Below are 17703 nucleotides of genomic sequence, written 5' to 3' on the forward strand. Positions count from 1 at the left end.
TTGCATAATTTACGTGTTCTCAATACTCGGCCTCTTGGGCAAGCAAACGAGTTGAGTCGCGCCATTATTGATGCGGGAGGGATAGCCATTGAATGCCCCGCTTTAAAAATTGAAGCAAATAACCAGCATTGGCTATCCTCCTTACCCAATTTAGCGGCAGCTGAGTATGCCATCTTCATTAGTGCTAATGCTGTCGAACATTGCTTCACCACCCTGGAACAACAACGAATTGCCTGGCCTGCTACAGTGAAGTTAATCGCTGTCGGACAAGGAACTGCTTCTGCCTTAAAGAAATATGGTTTTCCTATTCATCTAATTCCTTCTCATGCAGACAGCGAACATCTCTTGGCACTTGCTGAACTACAAACGGTCAGTAAGAAGAAGATTCTGTTATTCAAAGGAGAAGGCGGCAGACCATTAATTGCAGAAACCCTAAAGAGCCGCGGGGCAGAGATCTATAGTTTTGATGTTTATAAACGAGTAAAACCCGAGATTAATCAGCAACATTTATATTCATTGTGGCACAATGACGTTGTCGATATTATACTGTTTACAAGCCAGCAAGCGATGCATAATATTTTTGCCTTGTTTGGTGAGGGCGCCCGTGCTTGGCTTTGTAGCAAACCTTGCCTGGTTATCAGTGAACGCTTGGCAAAATCAGCATCATTATTAGGAATAAAAACTATTCTGATAAGCAGCCCGGAAACAATCTTAAAAACATTGCACCAATACAATCAAGGATTAATTCATGGCCAACAGCAATGAAGCGCAGAATAAAACTTCAAAAACAGCGCCTAAAACAACCACCACCCATAATGATAAAATAAATCACTCCATTCAGCCCCCAATTAATAAAATTGAAGAGAAACCGGCTAAAACAACTGCTTCCTTTGTCCCGGTTTTGAGTTTGATCATGGCAGGCATTGCTCTCGCTAGTGGTTTATATGCTGCTTATACCAGCCAACAACTACATCAAACGGCCAGTCAACAAACTCAAATGCTAAATAGTGAAATCAATGAGTTAAAACGAAATCAATTAGAAGCAAAAACTCATTTTGCTGAAGCAGCACAAACCAGTAGTCAAACACAAGAAAAAATACAAACACAGGTACAAGAATTAAGCAAAAACTTGCATATTGCCATGCAGCAACGCCTTTACCAAAAACAAGATTGGGTTTTATTAAAAGCACGTTATTATTTAGAGCTGGCACAGATTAATGGTCACTGGAGCAATGACCAACAGGCTACTATTGCACTGCTGCAACAGGCAGATACCCTGTTAGCAACTGTATCTAATCACCAACTATTTACCGTACGGCAAGCGATTGCACGAGAAATTACCCAGTTACAAGCACTTCCCAAAATTGATACAGCAGGCCTCTTAAGCCAACTGGATGCCGCACAGAGTATTATTTCCGATTTACCAATCAAACAAGCATTTAATCAAGCTTCTACAGCGCATACAAAAAACATCGACAACTCGTCCCCTACTACCTGGCGAGAAAGATTTCACGACAGTATGAGTTTACTTGAAAAGCTGGTGGTTGTTCGTCATCACGATGAAGAGATTAATTCTTTGCTGTCTCCTGTCCATCAGGCAGTATTACGCGAAAGTATTCGCCTCAATTTACAAGAGGCGCAATGGGCGATATTGCAAAACAATGCCCAAGTATATCAATTGGCGTTAACTCAAGCCATAAAAGATGTGAAACGTACCTTTGATGAAAGCGCTGAGAGTACACAAGCCCTAATCAAAAAATTGCAAGACTTATCCCAAGAAAACCTTGCCCCAACTAAACCCGTCATTAAAGAATCGCTGCCTTTGCTAAATCAGCTGATTGAATCCAACTCTCAAACCACCAAGGCCGCTGTATCGGAAGGAGAAAATATACAATGATTCGCGTGTTAATGATTTTCCTGCTCTTACTCGCGTCCGTATACCTCGGTATTCAGCTTAGTCGCGATCCTGGCTACCTACTTGTTGCCATTAATCATTGGACAGTTGAAACGACCCTTTTAGTTGCCATTTTAGCCTTGATTATTAGCTTTGTTTTATTTCATGCAATCCTGTTGGTAATGGCTAAACTCGGTAAAGGTCCTGCTGCTTTCCGTCATTGGCAAACAAAACGTCGGGTACAAAAAGCACGGGCTAAAACAAGACAAGGATTAATCGAGTTCAGTGAGGGCTATTGGGCGCAAGCCAAAAATCATTTAATCAAAGCCTTACCGGATACTGACTCCCCATTGCTTAATTATCTCACTGCAGCTCGTGCCGCACAGGAGATGGGAGATAATCAATTACGCGATGATTATCTTCGGGAAGCCCAACAATCGATGCCTGAAGCTAAAATAGCAGTCGAATTAACCCAGGCTCAATTACAGCTTGCTAACAAACAATGGGAACAAGCCTTAGCGACACTACGCCATTTACAAGATATGGCGCCCCACCACCCCTATGTGCTGAAATTGCTGATGCATCTCTATCAAGAGGTTAAGGACTGGCCGCAATTAATTGCACTTTTACCTGAATTAAAGAAAAATCAGGTTATTACTGGCCAAGCCTTTGAAATCCTAAGAAAACAAACTTACTTGCAGTCTATCTCTGAACTTGCCAAGTATTCGCAAGTTGAAGCTCTGACAAAAATGATAGCATCTCTACCCAAAGCACTAGCCAATGACCCTGTATTAATGGCCGAATATTGCCAGTTTTTATTGACGCAGAATGACCAGATGCAAGCAGAGTCAATTTTACGCCGCTGTTTGCGCAAAGAGTATCATGAAGAACTTATTTCTCTTTATGGGCAGGTGAAAGGCGATGATCAACAATTAGCTTTTGCTGAGTCTTTACTCAAAAAAGCACCCCACTCTGCAGCACTCTATCTTTGTCTTGGGCGTCTAAGCCTCAACAGTCATTTATGGGGAAAGGCAAAGAATTATTTTGAAAAAAGTCTCGAACTTAGCCCAACAGCGGAAGCTTATGCTGAATTGGGTAAATTATTGGAAAAGCTGAATGACCAGAGTGGCGCTTGCTCATCTTATCGACAAGGATTAGCGCTTGCGATCAACAGAAAAACAGATGGGGAGTTAGTAACAAGAACCAGCTAATTGGGTGAATTGCTTTTATAAGCTATTTTTGAAATTTTTTGACAAAATAAAAACTAACTGTAAAATTTTATGCGGAAAAAAGTTTTTTCTTACTCTATTTTCAGAAAAATACCGTATCACTTTCAAGAGATAAGAGATTTCTTCTCGACCCAATTAAAATTTTTTCTACTAAACTAAGGTATTATTAAAAATTGATGTGAATTAAAATGCCTATTGCTCATCTGTTACTGGCCCTTTTAGTTGCTATAATTTGGGGCGTGAATTTTCTTTTCGTGAAATTAGCTCTTGTAGAAATTTCACCACTTTTTCTTTGCGCACTGCGATTCCTGTTAGCCAGTGTTCCAGCCATTTTCTTTATAAAACCACCGGCCATACCTTTCAGACTAGTTGCTTTATACGGCCTGGTTATGTTTGCTTTACAATTTGCCTTACTCTTTATAGGAATGAATGTGGGTATGACACCCGGTATGGCTTCGCTAATTATTCAAGTACAAGTATTTTTTAGCATGTTCTTTGCAGCAGCTTTGTTAGGTGAGCAACCCGGTCTGTGGCAAATTGGAGGCGCTTTAGTTTCGTTCATGGGTATCGGTTTAGTTGCAATGCATGTCGATAAAAATATCTCACTCCTAGGCTTTTTGTTTATTCTTGCTGCAGCTGCAACTTGGGGATTAGGCAATCTTATTACCAAAAAAATCAAAGATATTAATATGATGGCTCTTGTTATTTGGGGAAGTTTTGTTGCCTTCGTCCCCATGCTAATCCTCGCTCTCTTGGTTGAAGGACCGGACAAACTTATTTATAGCTATCAACATTTAACCGGGCTGGGCCTTAGCTCATTGTTCTACATTGTCTATATCTCAACCTGGATCGGTTATGGGGTATGGAACTGGTTATTAAGTCGTTATGCTATTGGCGCTATTGTCCCATTCACTTTGTTAGTACCAGTCGTAGGCATATTAAGTTCTGTCTTAATTTTGGGAGAACCCTTCCAACTTTGGAAACTAACTGCAGGACTACTCGTTATTACCGGGCTTTGCATCAACGTCCTAAGCACTCGTTTTAGGATGGTAAAAGTACCGCAAGAGCTCGCTAGAAATTAACGCTTGGGATTGCCTGTCTATTCCCGCCTTTATAAAAGATTGATATAGCCGATTGGAATATCGCAGATATCAATATATCAAAAAATTTAGCACCCTTTGGTATAGGCAGCTAAAACTTTGCCATATCTTTTTAAATTATTTTCGGCAGGGGAGTTATAAACACGCTTACTTTGAGCTATTCCGGCATCAGCAAGAAACTTAGCAAAATATATCCCTGTAGGCAGAGGCTCAATAATAGGGATATTAATCCCTTTACGCTTTAAACGTTGATTAATAGCATCACGATAAGCAATAAGCCGTCCAGAGCCAAAAATCAGTACATCAGCTTGCTTGCTAGTGACCGCATCATAGCACTGCTCTACTAACGCACTAATGGTAGCCTCTGAGCGATAATCCGTATTCGGATCGAGCTGCACGCCTTGTATACAGGCTAGCCTATCATGCAGCCCATAAACTCTAGCTAAATTTTCCTGGATGGGTGTTAATTCCTCTGTAGTGTTTATGATGGCAAATTTATTGCCCATCATTGCTGCAACATGCATGGTTGTTTGAGGAAGACTAACTACAGGAATAGAAACCGCTTCGCGTAGCGCGCGCAAGGCTATATCAGCCATCAGATCGATAACAATTGCATCGGCTTTCTCTTTTTCAGCCGCAAGAACCTCAGCAATCAGCCCAGGAGCGATTAGCGCCATATCAAACTCATGGCGCATAGCATCGACCTCCATGTCGACATAGCGAATACTCAATTGCAACTCACTACTTTGATAAGGCTGCAACATCTCCTCATTTAATACTGTCGTATTATAACCGGGTAGAATCACATGTACCTGTGTCATTATTCTCTCCCTGTGATTAAGATAATAGCGCTATCATCTTCCTAACATTCGCGTAAACGTTCGCTATATTACGCGCCTCCAATTTTTCAAAAACCAATTGAGGTAATACACGTTGAATTAAAAAATCGTACAGGCAATATTTAAAGCCAAGTTGCCATTCTTCTTCAGCAATTCTCGTCTTAGTTGCTTCAGCTAATTGCAACCGATGTTGGTCAAGATAATGTAGCAATAATTTAGCATCAAAATTGGCAGGTAAAACATAAGATAAAAACTCTACAGCATCTCGTTGGGGTAAATGAATCGTTGCAATTTCCCAATCATAGACATAGATTTGTCTATGATTTTCACTAAAGGCTACATTTTTAGGAACGCAGTCATTTTGTACCAAGGTCTTTTTCATCGTATCGATTTGCGCGCGCCAAATCGGAATTTCTTGTATTAGCCGAGCATGAAAAGCATAATCCTCAACCTGTAAAAAGGGTAGTTGAGCTCGTTTTACAGCATCGGCCAAAGCTAACCAATAAGGCATAAACTGCTGCATCTTTGCCGCATCCAGCCTATTTCCAAAACCAGGGATTTTCATCAATTCTGCTTCTTTTTGATACCAAACTGCATGCATCTTGGCGAGTGCTGCACTAAGGCTTTCAATAGCCTGCTGATTCCACTTCACTACATTAAAGGGATCTAACGATAACCATTCTTCGTCAAGATACTGCAAAACAAGCACACAGGCATCACCATTTCCGCTGACATAAGTTCCGTAAGAGAACGGTAAGTATTGTTGAAAAGCTGGATAAGCATGTTGCATCGCATAGATAGCTGCCTCCTTACGATTAACATAGGCAAATTCCAACTGAGACAAATAATCATATACCGGATGTGTAGTACGAATCCCACATTGAAAAAAGGCAACGCTTATTGCTTTTAAATAATCTTCTTCACTGATCTTCGATTTTGCGATAACAACAATTTGCTGCTGCTTACCCTGGCTTTCGAATAAAAGATTATAGCGTTGTACACCAATGGGATGAGAACCACGTTTAGGGTGTTTTAGTGCAAGCGCCATTTTTTCACTGGCAGAAGGTGCATAGTCTGCTTCATGAATAATTAAAGTCGGATCATTGAGCTGTTTCCGCAAACAAAATTGAAAAAACTGTTTGGTGAAAACAAGACCTACTTCCGTTGTCTTGACATAGGTACTGTCCATAACAATCCTTTCCTTAAATGCCTAAAAACTATTAACGCAACGTTGGAGTACAGGCATCTTCACAAAAACGTAAGCTACGTTCAACTTGAATCGTTGCATGGTGAATATTGTGTTTTTCTTTCAGCATACACACCAACTTTTGCCGTGCTTCATCACTTAATGGCAATTCAGGCATAAAAAGATGCACAGATAAGGCATTCTCTTGTGTACTTATTGCCCAGATATGTAGATCATGTACTTCAACCACTCCAGCCTCCGCCTGCAATGATTCGCGAACACTCGACCAAGAGATCCCTCGCGGAACCCCATCAATAATCAGACGAAAACTATCGCTAAAAAGGGACCATGTACCTTTGATAATAAACAAAGCAATCAGCAAACCTACGATCGGATCTATCCATAACCAATTGGTCCAATAAAGAATAGCTGCTGACACCACTACGCCCACAGAAATTAAAGCATCGTAAAATAAATGCAAGAAAGCCGCACGAATGTTTAAATCATCAGCCCCACGTAAAAACAGTAACGCCGTTGCTCCGTTAACGACGATACCTATACCAGCCACAATCATCACTGAGAGTGCCTGTATTTCAGTAGGTGAAAACAACTTATACATCGCCTCCGTAGCAATGATTCCACAGGTAAAGACTAATAGTACGCCATTCGCCAGTGCAGCTAATATTGATGTTTTCTTCATCCCATATGTTGTAGAAGCCGTCGGCATACGCTTCAATAATCCGTGGGCTACCCAGGCTAAAATTAAACTTAGCACATCACCAAGATTGTGAATGGCATCTGCTAATAAACTCGTTGAATTAGCGATATAAGAAAAAATAATCTGGAAAATAACAAATAATCCATTGGCAATAATAGCGATCAAAAAAGCACGATTAAAATGTGGAGCACCATGATGATGGCCATGCGAGTGCTCATGCGAATGCCCCTCTTTCTCATCGTCATGCTGATGAAAAATCATAGCTGCTCCTTTAATTTTCTGCTGGTTCTACTGAAGAATTATCGTCTTGATTAGTATAATAATTTATTCCAATTTTAATCCGCTCACGACTATTTTGCTTACGCCAGGCATTTGTATCTCGTAAAGAATAAACACAACCACAATATTCTTGTTTATAAAAATTTTCGCGCTTGGCTATTTCGTACATTCTTTCCGAGCCGCCATTTTTTCGCCAATTATAAGTCCAGTATTCGAGATGAGGATAACGGCTGGCAGCGCGAGTTCCTGCGCCATTAATTTGTTCCATGTCCTTCCAACGAGAAATACCAAGCGAGCTACTTATCACCGGAAATCCATGCTCATGAGCATAAAGGGCCGTACGTTCGAAACGCATATCAAAACAAGCGGTACACCGTTTTCCCCGCTCAGGCTCCCATTCAAGCCCCTTAATCCTTGCAAACCAATTGTCCTTATCATAATCCGCATCAATAAAAGGAATATTATGTTTCTTTGCAAACTGAATATTCTCTTCTTTTCTAATTTCATATTCCTGCACAGGATGAATATTGGGATTATAGAAAAAAATAGAAAAATTAATTTTTGAAAATAACAAAGCCTCCATCACTTCACCCGAACAGGGCGCACAGCAGGAGTGCAATAATAATTTGTCAGCACCATTAGGAAGAACTAATTGTTCACGATTGATCATGATTACTACTCGATAAATTAATAAAATGCTCACGATAATAGACAAGTTCAGCAATTGAATCCTTAATGTCATCAAGTGCCAAATGCTTTGATTCTTTCACAACACCACTTAATAATTGCGGTCGCCAACGCTTAACTAACTCTTTTAAGGTACTCACATCAAGATTGCGATAATGGAAAAAGGCTGCCAACGCAGGCATGTATTTATATAAAAACCGTCTATCTTGGCAAATACTGTTGCCGCACATAGGAGACTTACCCTTATCCAAGTATTGTTTAAGGAAAGCGATTGTTTGTGCTTCTGCCTCAGCTTCTGTCGTTCTAGTCTCCTGTACTCGTTTAACCAACCCTGATTGGTTGTGTTGTTTAGTATTCCATTCGTCCATCCCTGCAATTAAAGAAGGAGCCTGATGAATAGCGAGAACAGGGCCTTCTGCTAGAATAGTAAGATTCGCATCAGTGACAATAGTAGCTATTTCAATGATGCGATCCTTTTCTGGCTCAAGGCCGGTCATTTCTAAGTCTATCCAAATCAGATTATTATTGTTTTTCATGTGTTTTTCCAAGAATTCAAAATTAAATCGGCGCAGGCAACTCGCCGTTGATGTAACGCCTCTTTAATGGCCTCTCCGTGATATCCCTGCTCAATCAAACTTTGAGCAGAAATTTTACTGCACTCTTGCAATAAGTAACGCCAGTTTTTCCCTTGCTTATAATCAATTTTTCGGCCACAACCCTGAGCATCAGCTTCACAGACAAGCAATAATTTCTCAAAAAGTTGAGGGCGGCGAAAAGCATCCGTCTGCTCAAAAATTTTAATTATTGTTTTCGCGTTCAACTCAAATAGACGATGAATAGTTAAATGAAAGCGCGATACCATGACCGCAAATTTACGGTAATCCGCAGGCATTCGCAAACGTTCGCACAAGTCTTCAATAATTGGAATCCCCCGTTCCTCATGTCGATGGTGTTTTGGCCATTCAGCCATAGGAGTTATGGCTTTCCCTAAATCATGCATAACAGCTGCGAAACGCACCATCGGCTCACTCGATAGTTCAACGGCAGCACTCAATACCATCAAGGTATGTACACCGCTATCGACCTCAGGATGGTAATCCCTCCTATTAGGTACGCCAAAAAGTGCATCTACCTCTGGTAATACTATTTTTAACGCAGCACATGCCCTTAAAGTTGTAATAAATAGTTCTGGATTTTTTTCCGTTAAACTGCGTGACCACTCTTGCCAAACACGCTCGGCAACTAAATGACCCAATTCACCACGCCTTACCATTGCATACATCAGAGCACGCGTATCATTCGCCACTTTAAAGCCTAAATGATGGTAACGAGCCGCAAAACGAGCTACTCTCAAAACCCTAACCGGATCTTCCGCGAAAGCGGGTGAAACATGTCTTAAAAGTTTTGCCTCTAAATCAGCTTGCCCATGATAAGGATCAATTAGCTGGCCACTTTTATCTTGTGCCATCGCATTAATTGTCAAATCTCGTCGCTGCAAGTCCTCTTCCAAAGTAACAGTCTGTGAAAAATTACACTCGAAACCATAATACCCAGGAGCCGATTTTCGTTCTGTTCGAGCCAAAGCATATTCTTCACGGGTTGTAGGATGGAGAAAAACTGGAAAATCCTTACCTACTTGCTGATAACCTTGTTGCTTCAATTGTTCTGGAGTCGCTCCAACAATAACCCAATCACGTTCTTTAACTGGATATCCCAATAATTGGTCACGAACAGCCCCTCCCACTAAATAAACTTTCATTAATATCTGTTTGCCTTCATACTGTACATGTTTAAGATCCTGACAATTATAGACTATGTTTAAAGCATGAGTAAAAGACGAATTAACAAACAACAAGCAGCGCGCATTGAAAAAATGCAAGCCGAGTATCGTCAAAAAACTGATATGCCAGGCAAAGAGGGTTTAGTCCTTTCCCGTTTTGGCCGCCATGCTGAAATCGAAGATAGTCAGGGACATCGTATCCATTGCTCTATTCGTCCTAATTTAGATTCTTTAGTTGCCGGTGATCGTATCATCTGGCAAGTTGAGGGCCATGATCAAGGTGTGGTTGTAAGCCGTTATCCACGTCAATCCACGCTGGGTCGCCCGGACAAACGAGGACTATTCAAACCAGTTGCTGCTAATATCAGTCAAGTCATTGTTGTTACCGCAGCGAAACCCGAACTAACATGGCCTCTATTGGATAGTTACCTGATTATGGCTGAACATTTAGCCTTAGAGGTTTGTATTGTTTTAAACAAAATCGATCTCCCCTGCGAAACTATTCAGCAAGAACTATTGACTTGCTATAAACCACTTGGCTATCCCATTGTGTTTACTAGTAAATCGGATACTCAGGGTTATGAGTTATTGAAAAAAACACTTCAACATCATACCAGTGTCTTTGTTGGACAATCAGGTGTAGGTAAATCCTCTCTTATTGCCGGGCTTTTACCACACGAAAATAACATTCAAACTGCAGAAATTTCAGCGAGTTCAGAATTGGGTTGTCACACAACAAGCAATTCACGTCTCTATCATTTACCTAGCGGCGGCGCCCTAATTGACTCTCCTGGTGTACGTGAATTTGGCCTTTGGCATATGCCCATTAGCGAGATTACTCAAGGTTATCGCGAGTTCCAGCCTCTAATTACTCAATGCAAATTTCGCAATTGTAATCACAAAGATACACCGGGCTGTGCAATTAAAGCGGCACTTGATGCAGGAGAAATAACACAAAAACGCTACGAAAGCTTTGTTAAAATTACTGTGCAATTTGCTAAATAATTTAAGCAGGCAATGAGCCAGTCAACCAGGTGCCGTTTATATTTCACCAACTGAGTAGTAAGCCTTGATATTCGAGCAACGAAGTACAGAAAATCAAGGCCTAAGTCTAAGTACCAAAATAGTAGCGATGTTAATGGGCCCTTAAGCCAAAGCGAGCTCCAAATCAACATGCTCATCTTCTGCTATTATTCCTTTCTCTGCAGAGGGTTGTGAAATTATAGTTGTACTTAATTTTTGCAAATACTCTAACATGCTATCGGATTGCAATTTACTGACAGCTAACTTTTCAACTTTTTTCTGTAAAATGCCCACCAGGTTTTTTATGCCGCCTATAAACATTTCTTCTTTAAGTTTTTCAGTTAACTCATTGTAAAACAATTTAAAAGCCCCTGGATTAGCACCAAATAATCCAATCCTCCTTTTACAGCCTTCTCGCGCTCCACAGCTAGCCAGACGGTGTATCAAAAACTCCCGATTTACTTTTAAAAATTGCTCAGAACTAACAGGAGCAGATTCCTTTCTTAATTCCTCCAGCATCTTGGCCCTATCTTCAACAGGTAAAGCGACATTACCTAATAGCTTATTAAATTCAATATTAATACGAGCCCATTTTAACTGGGGATTTTTGGGCTGTAAGGAAGTTTGCACGATTTGCTCAAGGAAATTCTCAATTAACAGCCTTGACTTAAATTGTCTTTTTGATAGTAACGACCAGAGTACTGTAAACAATTGTTCTGGCTCAAAGCAAGTGTTATTCTCTTTGGCAAAGATTGATTGATTCTCTATACTCTTCCACCATTCCAATGTGTCATTATATCGTGTCCATGAGGTAAGAAAATCATTTGCCGCAGCCGCTTTCTTTACAATATTCTGCATAACCGAGGCATAAGTAAAACGACTCTGTTTTACATCTCCCTTTTCAAGGAAGGCAGCAAGGGTATTAAATAAATCGATGCAAGTAGAATCAGGGATATTGTTAGATTTATCCCAGATCCGTAGAGAAGTACTTGTAAACGGTAAATAGCTAAAGCCATGCGTCATTAATGACACCAAAATAATTGACAATCGTCGAGTCGCTTCTTGCTCATCTATCTCATCATATTCCCGATAAACTTTTTTGGCTGAAACACGGCGCAAAGAATCCATTTCAATCTTCTCGTCTTTTTCTATTTCTTTGCGAAACTCAGCTTGCGGATTATAATCTAAAACCAATTGCAGCAAATATTGTCCATAAACTGCGATACAGCCTCGATCATCATCATCGAATTTATGCTGAATCTTTTGTAGAATTGTTGCAACGGAAAGGCGTTTTGTACGAAAAGAAATTCGTTGTTTAAATAGTCTATCCAACTCTGTCTGCTCTAATCCTGCGATATACTCAAGAAATTTTGCATAAGCTTTATCAGCTGTATCGAGTTGAGTTGCACTAATATCATAGCCAAGCAATAGTCCCACTGGATTTAAAGTACCATTAACTAACTCTCTGATTGCCTCGACAGTTTTAACGCTGATACCAGGCTCTGGTTCTGTCTCCACTACGCGAACAAAATAATCCATATAGCGAGGAGCTGCAAAACCTAAACGCGCTAATTCCTTTTGGGTCAATGGGCATGGAGGATGCTCACTACACTGATAGAAAGTTCCGTTCGCTTTATGATGATCAATAAGATGTTGGGCAAGTATTAACTTCGTCCCATTATCAGAAAGAATAAGATGAGATAAGGGATAAATTGTAAATAGCTCTTGAGTAACCAGATCCTTATCCGACTTCAACGTTGGGATTAGCAACTTATAATAGTTAGGGTCTATGTACCCGGCACTTGCTAAATGGCGGGCTAAATATATCCAACTGCGGTTGGGCCTATCTTGTCTACGGGTATAATCATTTGGTGTATCGATGATACTTTTCCAACGTAAAGCATAAATTTGTTTTATCTGCTCAATTATCTCAGGTTTAATCTCATCTTCAACACGAAGACGCTGTACTAACTGATCTATCTCGGGTTTCAGTGGATCAGTTTCATTTAGCTCTAACGCTTGAAGCAATTCACACAATTGGCCCGCATCAAAGTAGCTTCCAATTTTCAAAGAGCTATAAAGCGGTTGCAGTTTCTCATGCTTGCCGACCAGGGTGGGGTCAAATTGACAAAGCCATTTCGCCACGGCAGCCAGCTTACCATGCAAATCCTCGGTGTTCTGCATGCAATCAAGCAGAATTTCAATCAAGTAACGTCTTTTTTTATCTCCTAAATCAATTGGTATTCCATACAAATGATTAATATCTTCTAAGGAACAAGCACTGAGGGCTATACTAAAATTTTTTAGACATTTTTGAAATTCTGTAAAATCCTTCGGTTCCTTGCCAGCTGCTTCATAATAGCTTTCAATAATATCAAGGAGACTGGGTAGTAGATGGGTAGGGCAATCGCCACGTCTTTGCCAATTAGGGGCTATCAGGCGAAGTACGTAATTCCAAAAGCTGGAATAATTTTCGTTTTTAAGTTGAAAGGCTAGATCCTCTCCTCTCTTACAACGAATTCGATACAATTCACTGAGGGTCAACGCTCGGGGCCTAAACTGTTTGGCCATGTCATAGGTAGCTAATTGCCCTTTGCCATGTTGCAAATGCTCTAAGAGCCCCAAAACTCTATGCCAAATACCATCATCACTGAGAAAAATTGCCCGAGTATCAGGCGCTTGCTCCAAGCGAGACAGTTTATCGGGGTCCACTTGATTTTTTAGCGTTGGAATTAATAGTAACAAATAAGGTATCTTCAATTCAGCCGCTAAATCTTTAGCAAACGAGATCCAGGCTGTGTTCACCCCTCCGGGGTAAAAAGTATAATCATCCTCTTTGTCAGCTATATTTTTCCACCGTCTTGCAAAACACCCCCTAATCCACGCAAGGTCATCCTCACTTAAGGGGCTATCTGGCTCCATAGGATCTAGTGGATCACTGGTGCCCTCTTCGGCTTTAGGATCAATCTGTCCAGAATATTTTTCTTGGAAATCTTTAAGAAGAGCCTTATCATCCTCACTTAGTTTATCTTTAATACTTTCTAGAGCATTAATAAATTCCTGAACGCGGCCGACTAACATGCTACTCTACTTCCCCGTAAAATGGTAATTAATACTACAACATTGATATCTAGCTAACTCTCAGTTCATAAAATGCAGAAAACATTATCTCGAGCGCAGATAGATTAACATGAATTCTACTGAGAAATCATTATTTATTGTCGATGAAATGTACAAATTAAATAACTAACTACTAAAAAAATTTTAATTTGGATGGCTATGTCAAAATTCACACAGAATTTTTTAATCTGCAAAAAAAAAGCGGCTGATTAGCCGCTTAGGAAAAAAGCCCTGGCGATGACCTACTTTCACATGGAGAAACTCCACACTATCATCGGCGCGGGTTTGTTTCACTTCTGAGTTCGAGATGGAGTCAGGTGGTTCCAAACCGCTATGGTCGCCAGGAAAACGGGTTTGCCTGTTCTGGATAAAGCAGGGTTAAGTGCTCAGCCAGCAGGCCGGTAAAGATTATGAGGTAACACAAACGCATTTGTCTTTCATTTTTGCCTATAACCTCAAAGCAATTCAGGTTATATGGTCAAGACAATCAGCCAATTAGTACGAGTTAGCTTCACGCATTACTGCGCTTCCACACCTCGCCTATCAACGTCGTAGTCTTCAACGGGCTTCATGGGAAAACTCATCTTGAGGGAGGCTTCCCGCTTAGATGCTTTCAGCGGTTATCCCGTCCGAACTTAGCTACCCGGCAATGCGACTGGCGTCACAACCGGAACACCAGAGGTTCGTCCACTCCGGTCCTCTCGTACTAGGAGCAGCTCCTCTCAATTTTCCTACGCCCACGGCAGATAGGGACCGAACTGTCTCACGACGTTCTAAACCCAGCTCGCGTACCACTTTAAATGGCGAACAGCCATACCCTTGGGACCTGCTTCAGCCCCAGGATGTGATGAGCCGACATCGAGGTGCCAAACACCGCCGTCGATATGAACTCTTGGGCGGTATCAGCCTGTTATCCCCGGAGTACCTTTTATCCGTTGAGCGATGGCCCTTCCATACAGAACCACCGGATCACTAAGACCTACTTTCGTACCTGCTCGACCCGTCAGTCTCGCAGTCAAGCACCCTTTTGCCTTTACACTCTTGGTACGATGTCCGACCGTACCGAGGGTACCTTTGTGCTCCTCCGTTACTCTTTGGGAGGAGACCGCCCCAGTCAAACTACCCATCATACACTGTCCTCAACCCAGATTATGGGCCCAAGTTAGAACCTCAATAATAACAGGGTGGTATTTCAAGGTTGGCTCCATGCAAACTAGCGTCTGCACTTCCTAGCCTCCCACCTATCCTACACAGTTATCATCAAAGTCCAGTGCAAAACTATAGTAAAGGTTCACGGGGTCTTTCCGTCTAGCCGCGGGTACACTGCATCTTCACAGCGATTTCAATTTCACTGAGTCTCGGGTGGAGACAGTGTGGCCATCGTTACGCCATTCGTGCAGGTCGGAACTTACCCGACAAGGAATTTCGCTACCTTAGGACCGTTATAGTTACGGCCGCCGTTTACCGGGGCTTCGATCAAGAGCTTCTCCGAAGATGACCCCATCAATTAACCTTCCGGCACCGGGCAGGCGTCACACCCTATACGTCTTCTTACGAATTTGCAGAGTGCTGTGTTTTTAATAAACAGTCGCAGCCACCTGGTCTCTGCGGCCCTCACCAGCTTCATTATGTAAAACAATTAACCGGCAAGGGCGTACCTTCTCCCGAAGTTACGGTACCATTTTGCCTAGTTCCTTCACCCGAGTTCTCTCAAGCGCCTTAGTATTCTCTACTTGTCCACCTGTGTCGGTTTGCGGTACGGTTTTCTATAAGTTATGGCTAGCAGCTTTTCCTGGAAGCCTGGCATTAATGACTTCTCTGCACCCCGAAGGGTCAGAACCACTTCGCACCTCCGCGTTAACGAGAAACCGGATTTGCCAAGTCTCTCCGCCTACATGCAAGTACCGGGACAACCAACGCCCGGCTCATCTAGCCTTCTTCGTCCCCACTTCACCACTTATAAAAAGTCCAGGAATATTAACCTGGTTCCCATCGACTACGCATTTCTGCCTCGCCTTAGGGGCCGACTCACCCTGCTCCGATTAACGTCGTGCAGGAAACCTGGGACTTCCGGCGAGAAGGTTTTTCACCTTCTTTATCGTTACTCATGTCAGCATTCGCACTTCTGATACCTCCAGCCCACTTCTCAATGAACCTTCATCAGCTTACAGAACGCTCCCCTACCACGTGTATTACTACACATCCGCAGCTTCGGTGTATGGTTTTAGCCCCGTTACATCTTCCGCGCAGGCCGACTCGACCAGTGAGCTATTACGCTTTCTTTAAAGGGTGGCTGCTTCTAAGCCAACCTCCTGGCTGTCTGTGCCTTCCCACATCGTTTCCCACTTAACCATAACTTGGGGACCTTAGCTGGCGGTCTGGGTTGTTTCCCTCTTCACGACGGACGTTAGCACCCGCCGTGTGTCTCCCGTGATTCAATTAGCCGGTATTCGGAGTTTGCATCGGTTTGGTAAGCCATGACAGCCCCCTAGCCGAAACAGTGCTCTACCCCCGGTAATCATTCACGAGGCGCTACCTAAATAGCTTTCGGGGAGAACCAGCTATCTCCGGGCTTGATTAGCCTTTCACTCCTAGCCACACGTCATCCGATAATTTTTCAACATTACCCGGTTCGGACCTCCAGTTGGTGTTACCCAACCTTCATCCTGCACATGGCTAGATCGCCCGGTTTCGGGTCTACTCCCAGCGACTCGCGCCCTATTCAGACTCGATTTCTCTACGGCTTCCTTATTCAGTTAACCTCGCCACTGAAAGTAACTCGCTGACCCATTATACAAAAGGTACGCAGTCACACGTCCGAAAACATGCTCCCACTGCTTGTACGCAAACGGTTTCAGGGTCTATTTCACTCCCCTCTCCGGGGTTCTTTTCAACTTTCCCTCACGGTACTGGTTCACTATCGGTCAGTAAGTAGTATTTAGCCTTGGATGATGGTCCACCCATCTTCAACCAGGATTACACGTGTCCCGGCCTACTTGTTCGTGTGCTTAGTTCCTCTTTCATGCTTCGTATACGGGACTATCACCCCCTTCGGTAAGCCTTCCCAGACTCTTCTACTCGCATAAAAAATAAATCACACCAGGCTCCTCCCCGTTCGCTCGCCGCTACTAGGAGAATCTCAATTGATTTCTGTTCCTTCGGGTACTTAGATGTTTCAGTTCCCCGAGTTCGCTTTCATACCCTATGTATTCAGGCATGAATGACTCTACTCACGTAAAGCCGGGTTCCCCCATTCGGACATCTTTGGGTCAGCGCTCGTTTCCAGCTCACCAAAGCTTTTCGCAGGATTCCACGTCCTTCTTCGCCTCTTACTGCCTAGGCATCCACCGTTTGCGCTTCTCTTCTTGACCATATAACCTGAGTCTCCTCAAAGTCATATAACAACAAAAGACAATACTAATTCGCTTGTGTTACCTCTATTTCTTTACCATATTGTTAATGAACGCCTGGATGTTCCAGATTGAAATGCTCTCAATAAAAAACACTTTAATCTGCATCATCTTATGAACGAGTGTTTGGTGGAGCCGGGGAGGATCGAACTCCCGACCCCCTGCGTGCAAGGCAGGTGCTCTCCCAGCTGAGCTACGACCCCTTTTTTTTGCTTCGGCTTTTTTCGTTACTCGGCGTTATCTTAACTCGCTCACTCAGTTACATACTGGCGTATGCGCCTTCGTTCTCTCATTAACATGCCTTGATTAACGAAAAACCCCTCGCAAAAACATTCTTTAGTGCGGTCTTTTTCGTTAACTCGTATCGATTAACGAATCATTCCTCACAAAAAACGTTTCTTAGCTTTTCTTGTCAACAACTGGATAATGCAAGTTCTC

Annotated in this window: 12 protein-coding genes, 1 tRNA gene and 2 rRNA genes; 5 read left to right on the forward strand and 10 right to left on the reverse strand. The window is 42.3% G+C overall.

The window, feature by feature from the left end; all coding sequences use genetic code 11:
* The 4 genes from Lfee_RS13840 to Lfee_RS13855 all read left to right on the forward strand — a co-directional run bounded on the left by Lfee_RS13840 (position 1) and on the right by Lfee_RS13855 (position 4205).
* The gene (locus tag Lfee_RS13840; protein ID WP_238584938.1) at positions 1 to 765 is read left to right on the forward strand and encodes a uroporphyrinogen-III synthase; all 765 of its coding nucleotides are present in this window, start codon (positions 1 to 3) and stop codon (positions 763 to 765) included.
* Positions 749 to 1897 (forward strand): uroporphyrinogen-III C-methyltransferase, encoded by a 1149-nt coding sequence (locus tag Lfee_RS13845; RefSeq protein WP_058447583.1) that lies wholly within the window; start codon positions 749 to 751, stop codon positions 1895 to 1897. Before Lfee_RS13840 ends, Lfee_RS13845 begins: the two co-directional genes overlap by 17 nt.
* Positions 1894 to 3105: a heme biosynthesis HemY N-terminal domain-containing protein gene (locus Lfee_RS13850; RefSeq protein WP_058447584.1), complete on the forward strand. Its 1212-nt coding sequence runs from the start codon at positions 1894 to 1896 to the stop codon at positions 3103 to 3105. The genes Lfee_RS13845 and Lfee_RS13850 overlap by 4 nt, the downstream gene beginning before the upstream one ends.
* Before the next feature lie 206 nt (positions 3106 to 3311).
* Entirely contained in the window at positions 3312 to 4205 is an 894-nt protein-coding gene (locus Lfee_RS13855; RefSeq protein ID WP_058447585.1) for an EamA family transporter, read from the forward strand.
* A gap of 86 nt (positions 4206 to 4291) precedes the next feature.
* Here Lfee_RS13855 and Lfee_RS13860 read toward each other — a convergent pair whose 3' ends face one another.
* The 6 genes from Lfee_RS13860 to Lfee_RS13885 are packed head-to-tail and all read right to left on the reverse strand — an operon-like array spanning position 4292 to position 9691.
* On the reverse strand, positions 4292 to 5044 hold the full coding sequence (locus tag Lfee_RS13860) for an aspartate/glutamate racemase family protein (RefSeq protein ID WP_058447586.1): 753 nt from the start codon (positions 5042 to 5044) through the stop codon (positions 4292 to 4294).
* A gap of 16 nt (positions 5045 to 5060) precedes the next feature.
* A complete protein-coding gene (locus tag Lfee_RS13865) occupies positions 5061 to 6251 on the reverse strand; it encodes an aminoglycoside phosphotransferase family protein (RefSeq protein WP_058447587.1) in 1191 nt (396 codons plus the stop codon).
* Between the two features lie 31 nt (positions 6252 to 6282).
* Positions 6283 to 7227 (reverse strand): cation diffusion facilitator family transporter, encoded by a 945-nt coding sequence (locus tag Lfee_RS13870; RefSeq protein ID WP_058447588.1) that lies wholly within the window; start codon positions 7225 to 7227, stop codon positions 6283 to 6285.
* 10 nt (positions 7228 to 7237) lie between these two features.
* Positions 7238 to 7915: an epoxyqueuosine reductase QueH gene (locus Lfee_RS13875; protein WP_058447589.1), complete on the reverse strand. Its 678-nt coding sequence runs from the start codon at positions 7913 to 7915 to the stop codon at positions 7238 to 7240.
* Positions 7902 to 8468 carry an oligoribonuclease gene (gene orn / locus Lfee_RS13880; protein WP_058447590.1) on the reverse strand — a complete coding sequence of 189 codons (567 nt, stop codon included), beginning with the start codon at positions 8466 to 8468 and terminating at the stop codon, positions 7902 to 7904. Before orn ends, Lfee_RS13875 begins: the two co-directional genes overlap by 14 nt.
* Positions 8465 to 9691 (reverse strand): multifunctional CCA addition/repair protein, encoded by a 1227-nt coding sequence (locus Lfee_RS13885; protein ID WP_058447591.1) that lies wholly within the window; start codon positions 9689 to 9691, stop codon positions 8465 to 8467. Before Lfee_RS13885 ends, orn begins: the two co-directional genes overlap by 4 nt.
* A 66-nt stretch (positions 9692 to 9757) precedes the next feature.
* On the opposite strand from Lfee_RS13885, the gene rsgA reads away from it, so the two are divergent.
* Complete coding sequence (gene rsgA / locus Lfee_RS13890) at positions 9758 to 10717, forward strand: small ribosomal subunit biogenesis GTPase RsgA (protein ID WP_058447592.1); 960 nt, start codon at positions 9758 to 9760, stop codon at positions 10715 to 10717.
* A 141-nt stretch (positions 10718 to 10858) separates the two neighbouring features.
* Here the strand turns inward: rsgA and Lfee_RS13895 are convergent, their stop codons facing one another.
* From Lfee_RS13895 to Lfee_RS13910, 4 genes are all read right to left on the reverse strand, one after another.
* The gene (locus tag Lfee_RS13895) at positions 10859 to 13816 is read right to left on the reverse strand and encodes a hypothetical protein (protein ID WP_058447593.1); all 2958 of its coding nucleotides are present in this window, start codon (positions 13814 to 13816) and stop codon (positions 10859 to 10861) included.
* A 268-nt stretch (positions 13817 to 14084) separates the two neighbouring features.
* A 5S ribosomal RNA gene (gene rrf / locus Lfee_RS13900) occupies positions 14085 to 14200 on the reverse strand.
* Between the two features lie 129 nt (positions 14201 to 14329).
* Positions 14330 to 17226, reverse strand: a 23S ribosomal RNA gene (locus tag Lfee_RS13905).
* A gap of 166 nt (positions 17227 to 17392) precedes the next feature.
* A tRNA-Ala gene (locus tag Lfee_RS13910) sits at positions 17393 to 17468 on the reverse strand.
* Between the last annotated feature and the right edge of the window lie 235 nt (positions 17469 to 17703).

Source organism: Legionella feeleii (assembly GCF_001467625.1).
Taxonomy (GTDB): domain Bacteria; phylum Pseudomonadota; class Gammaproteobacteria; order Legionellales; family Legionellaceae; genus Tatlockia; species Tatlockia feeleii.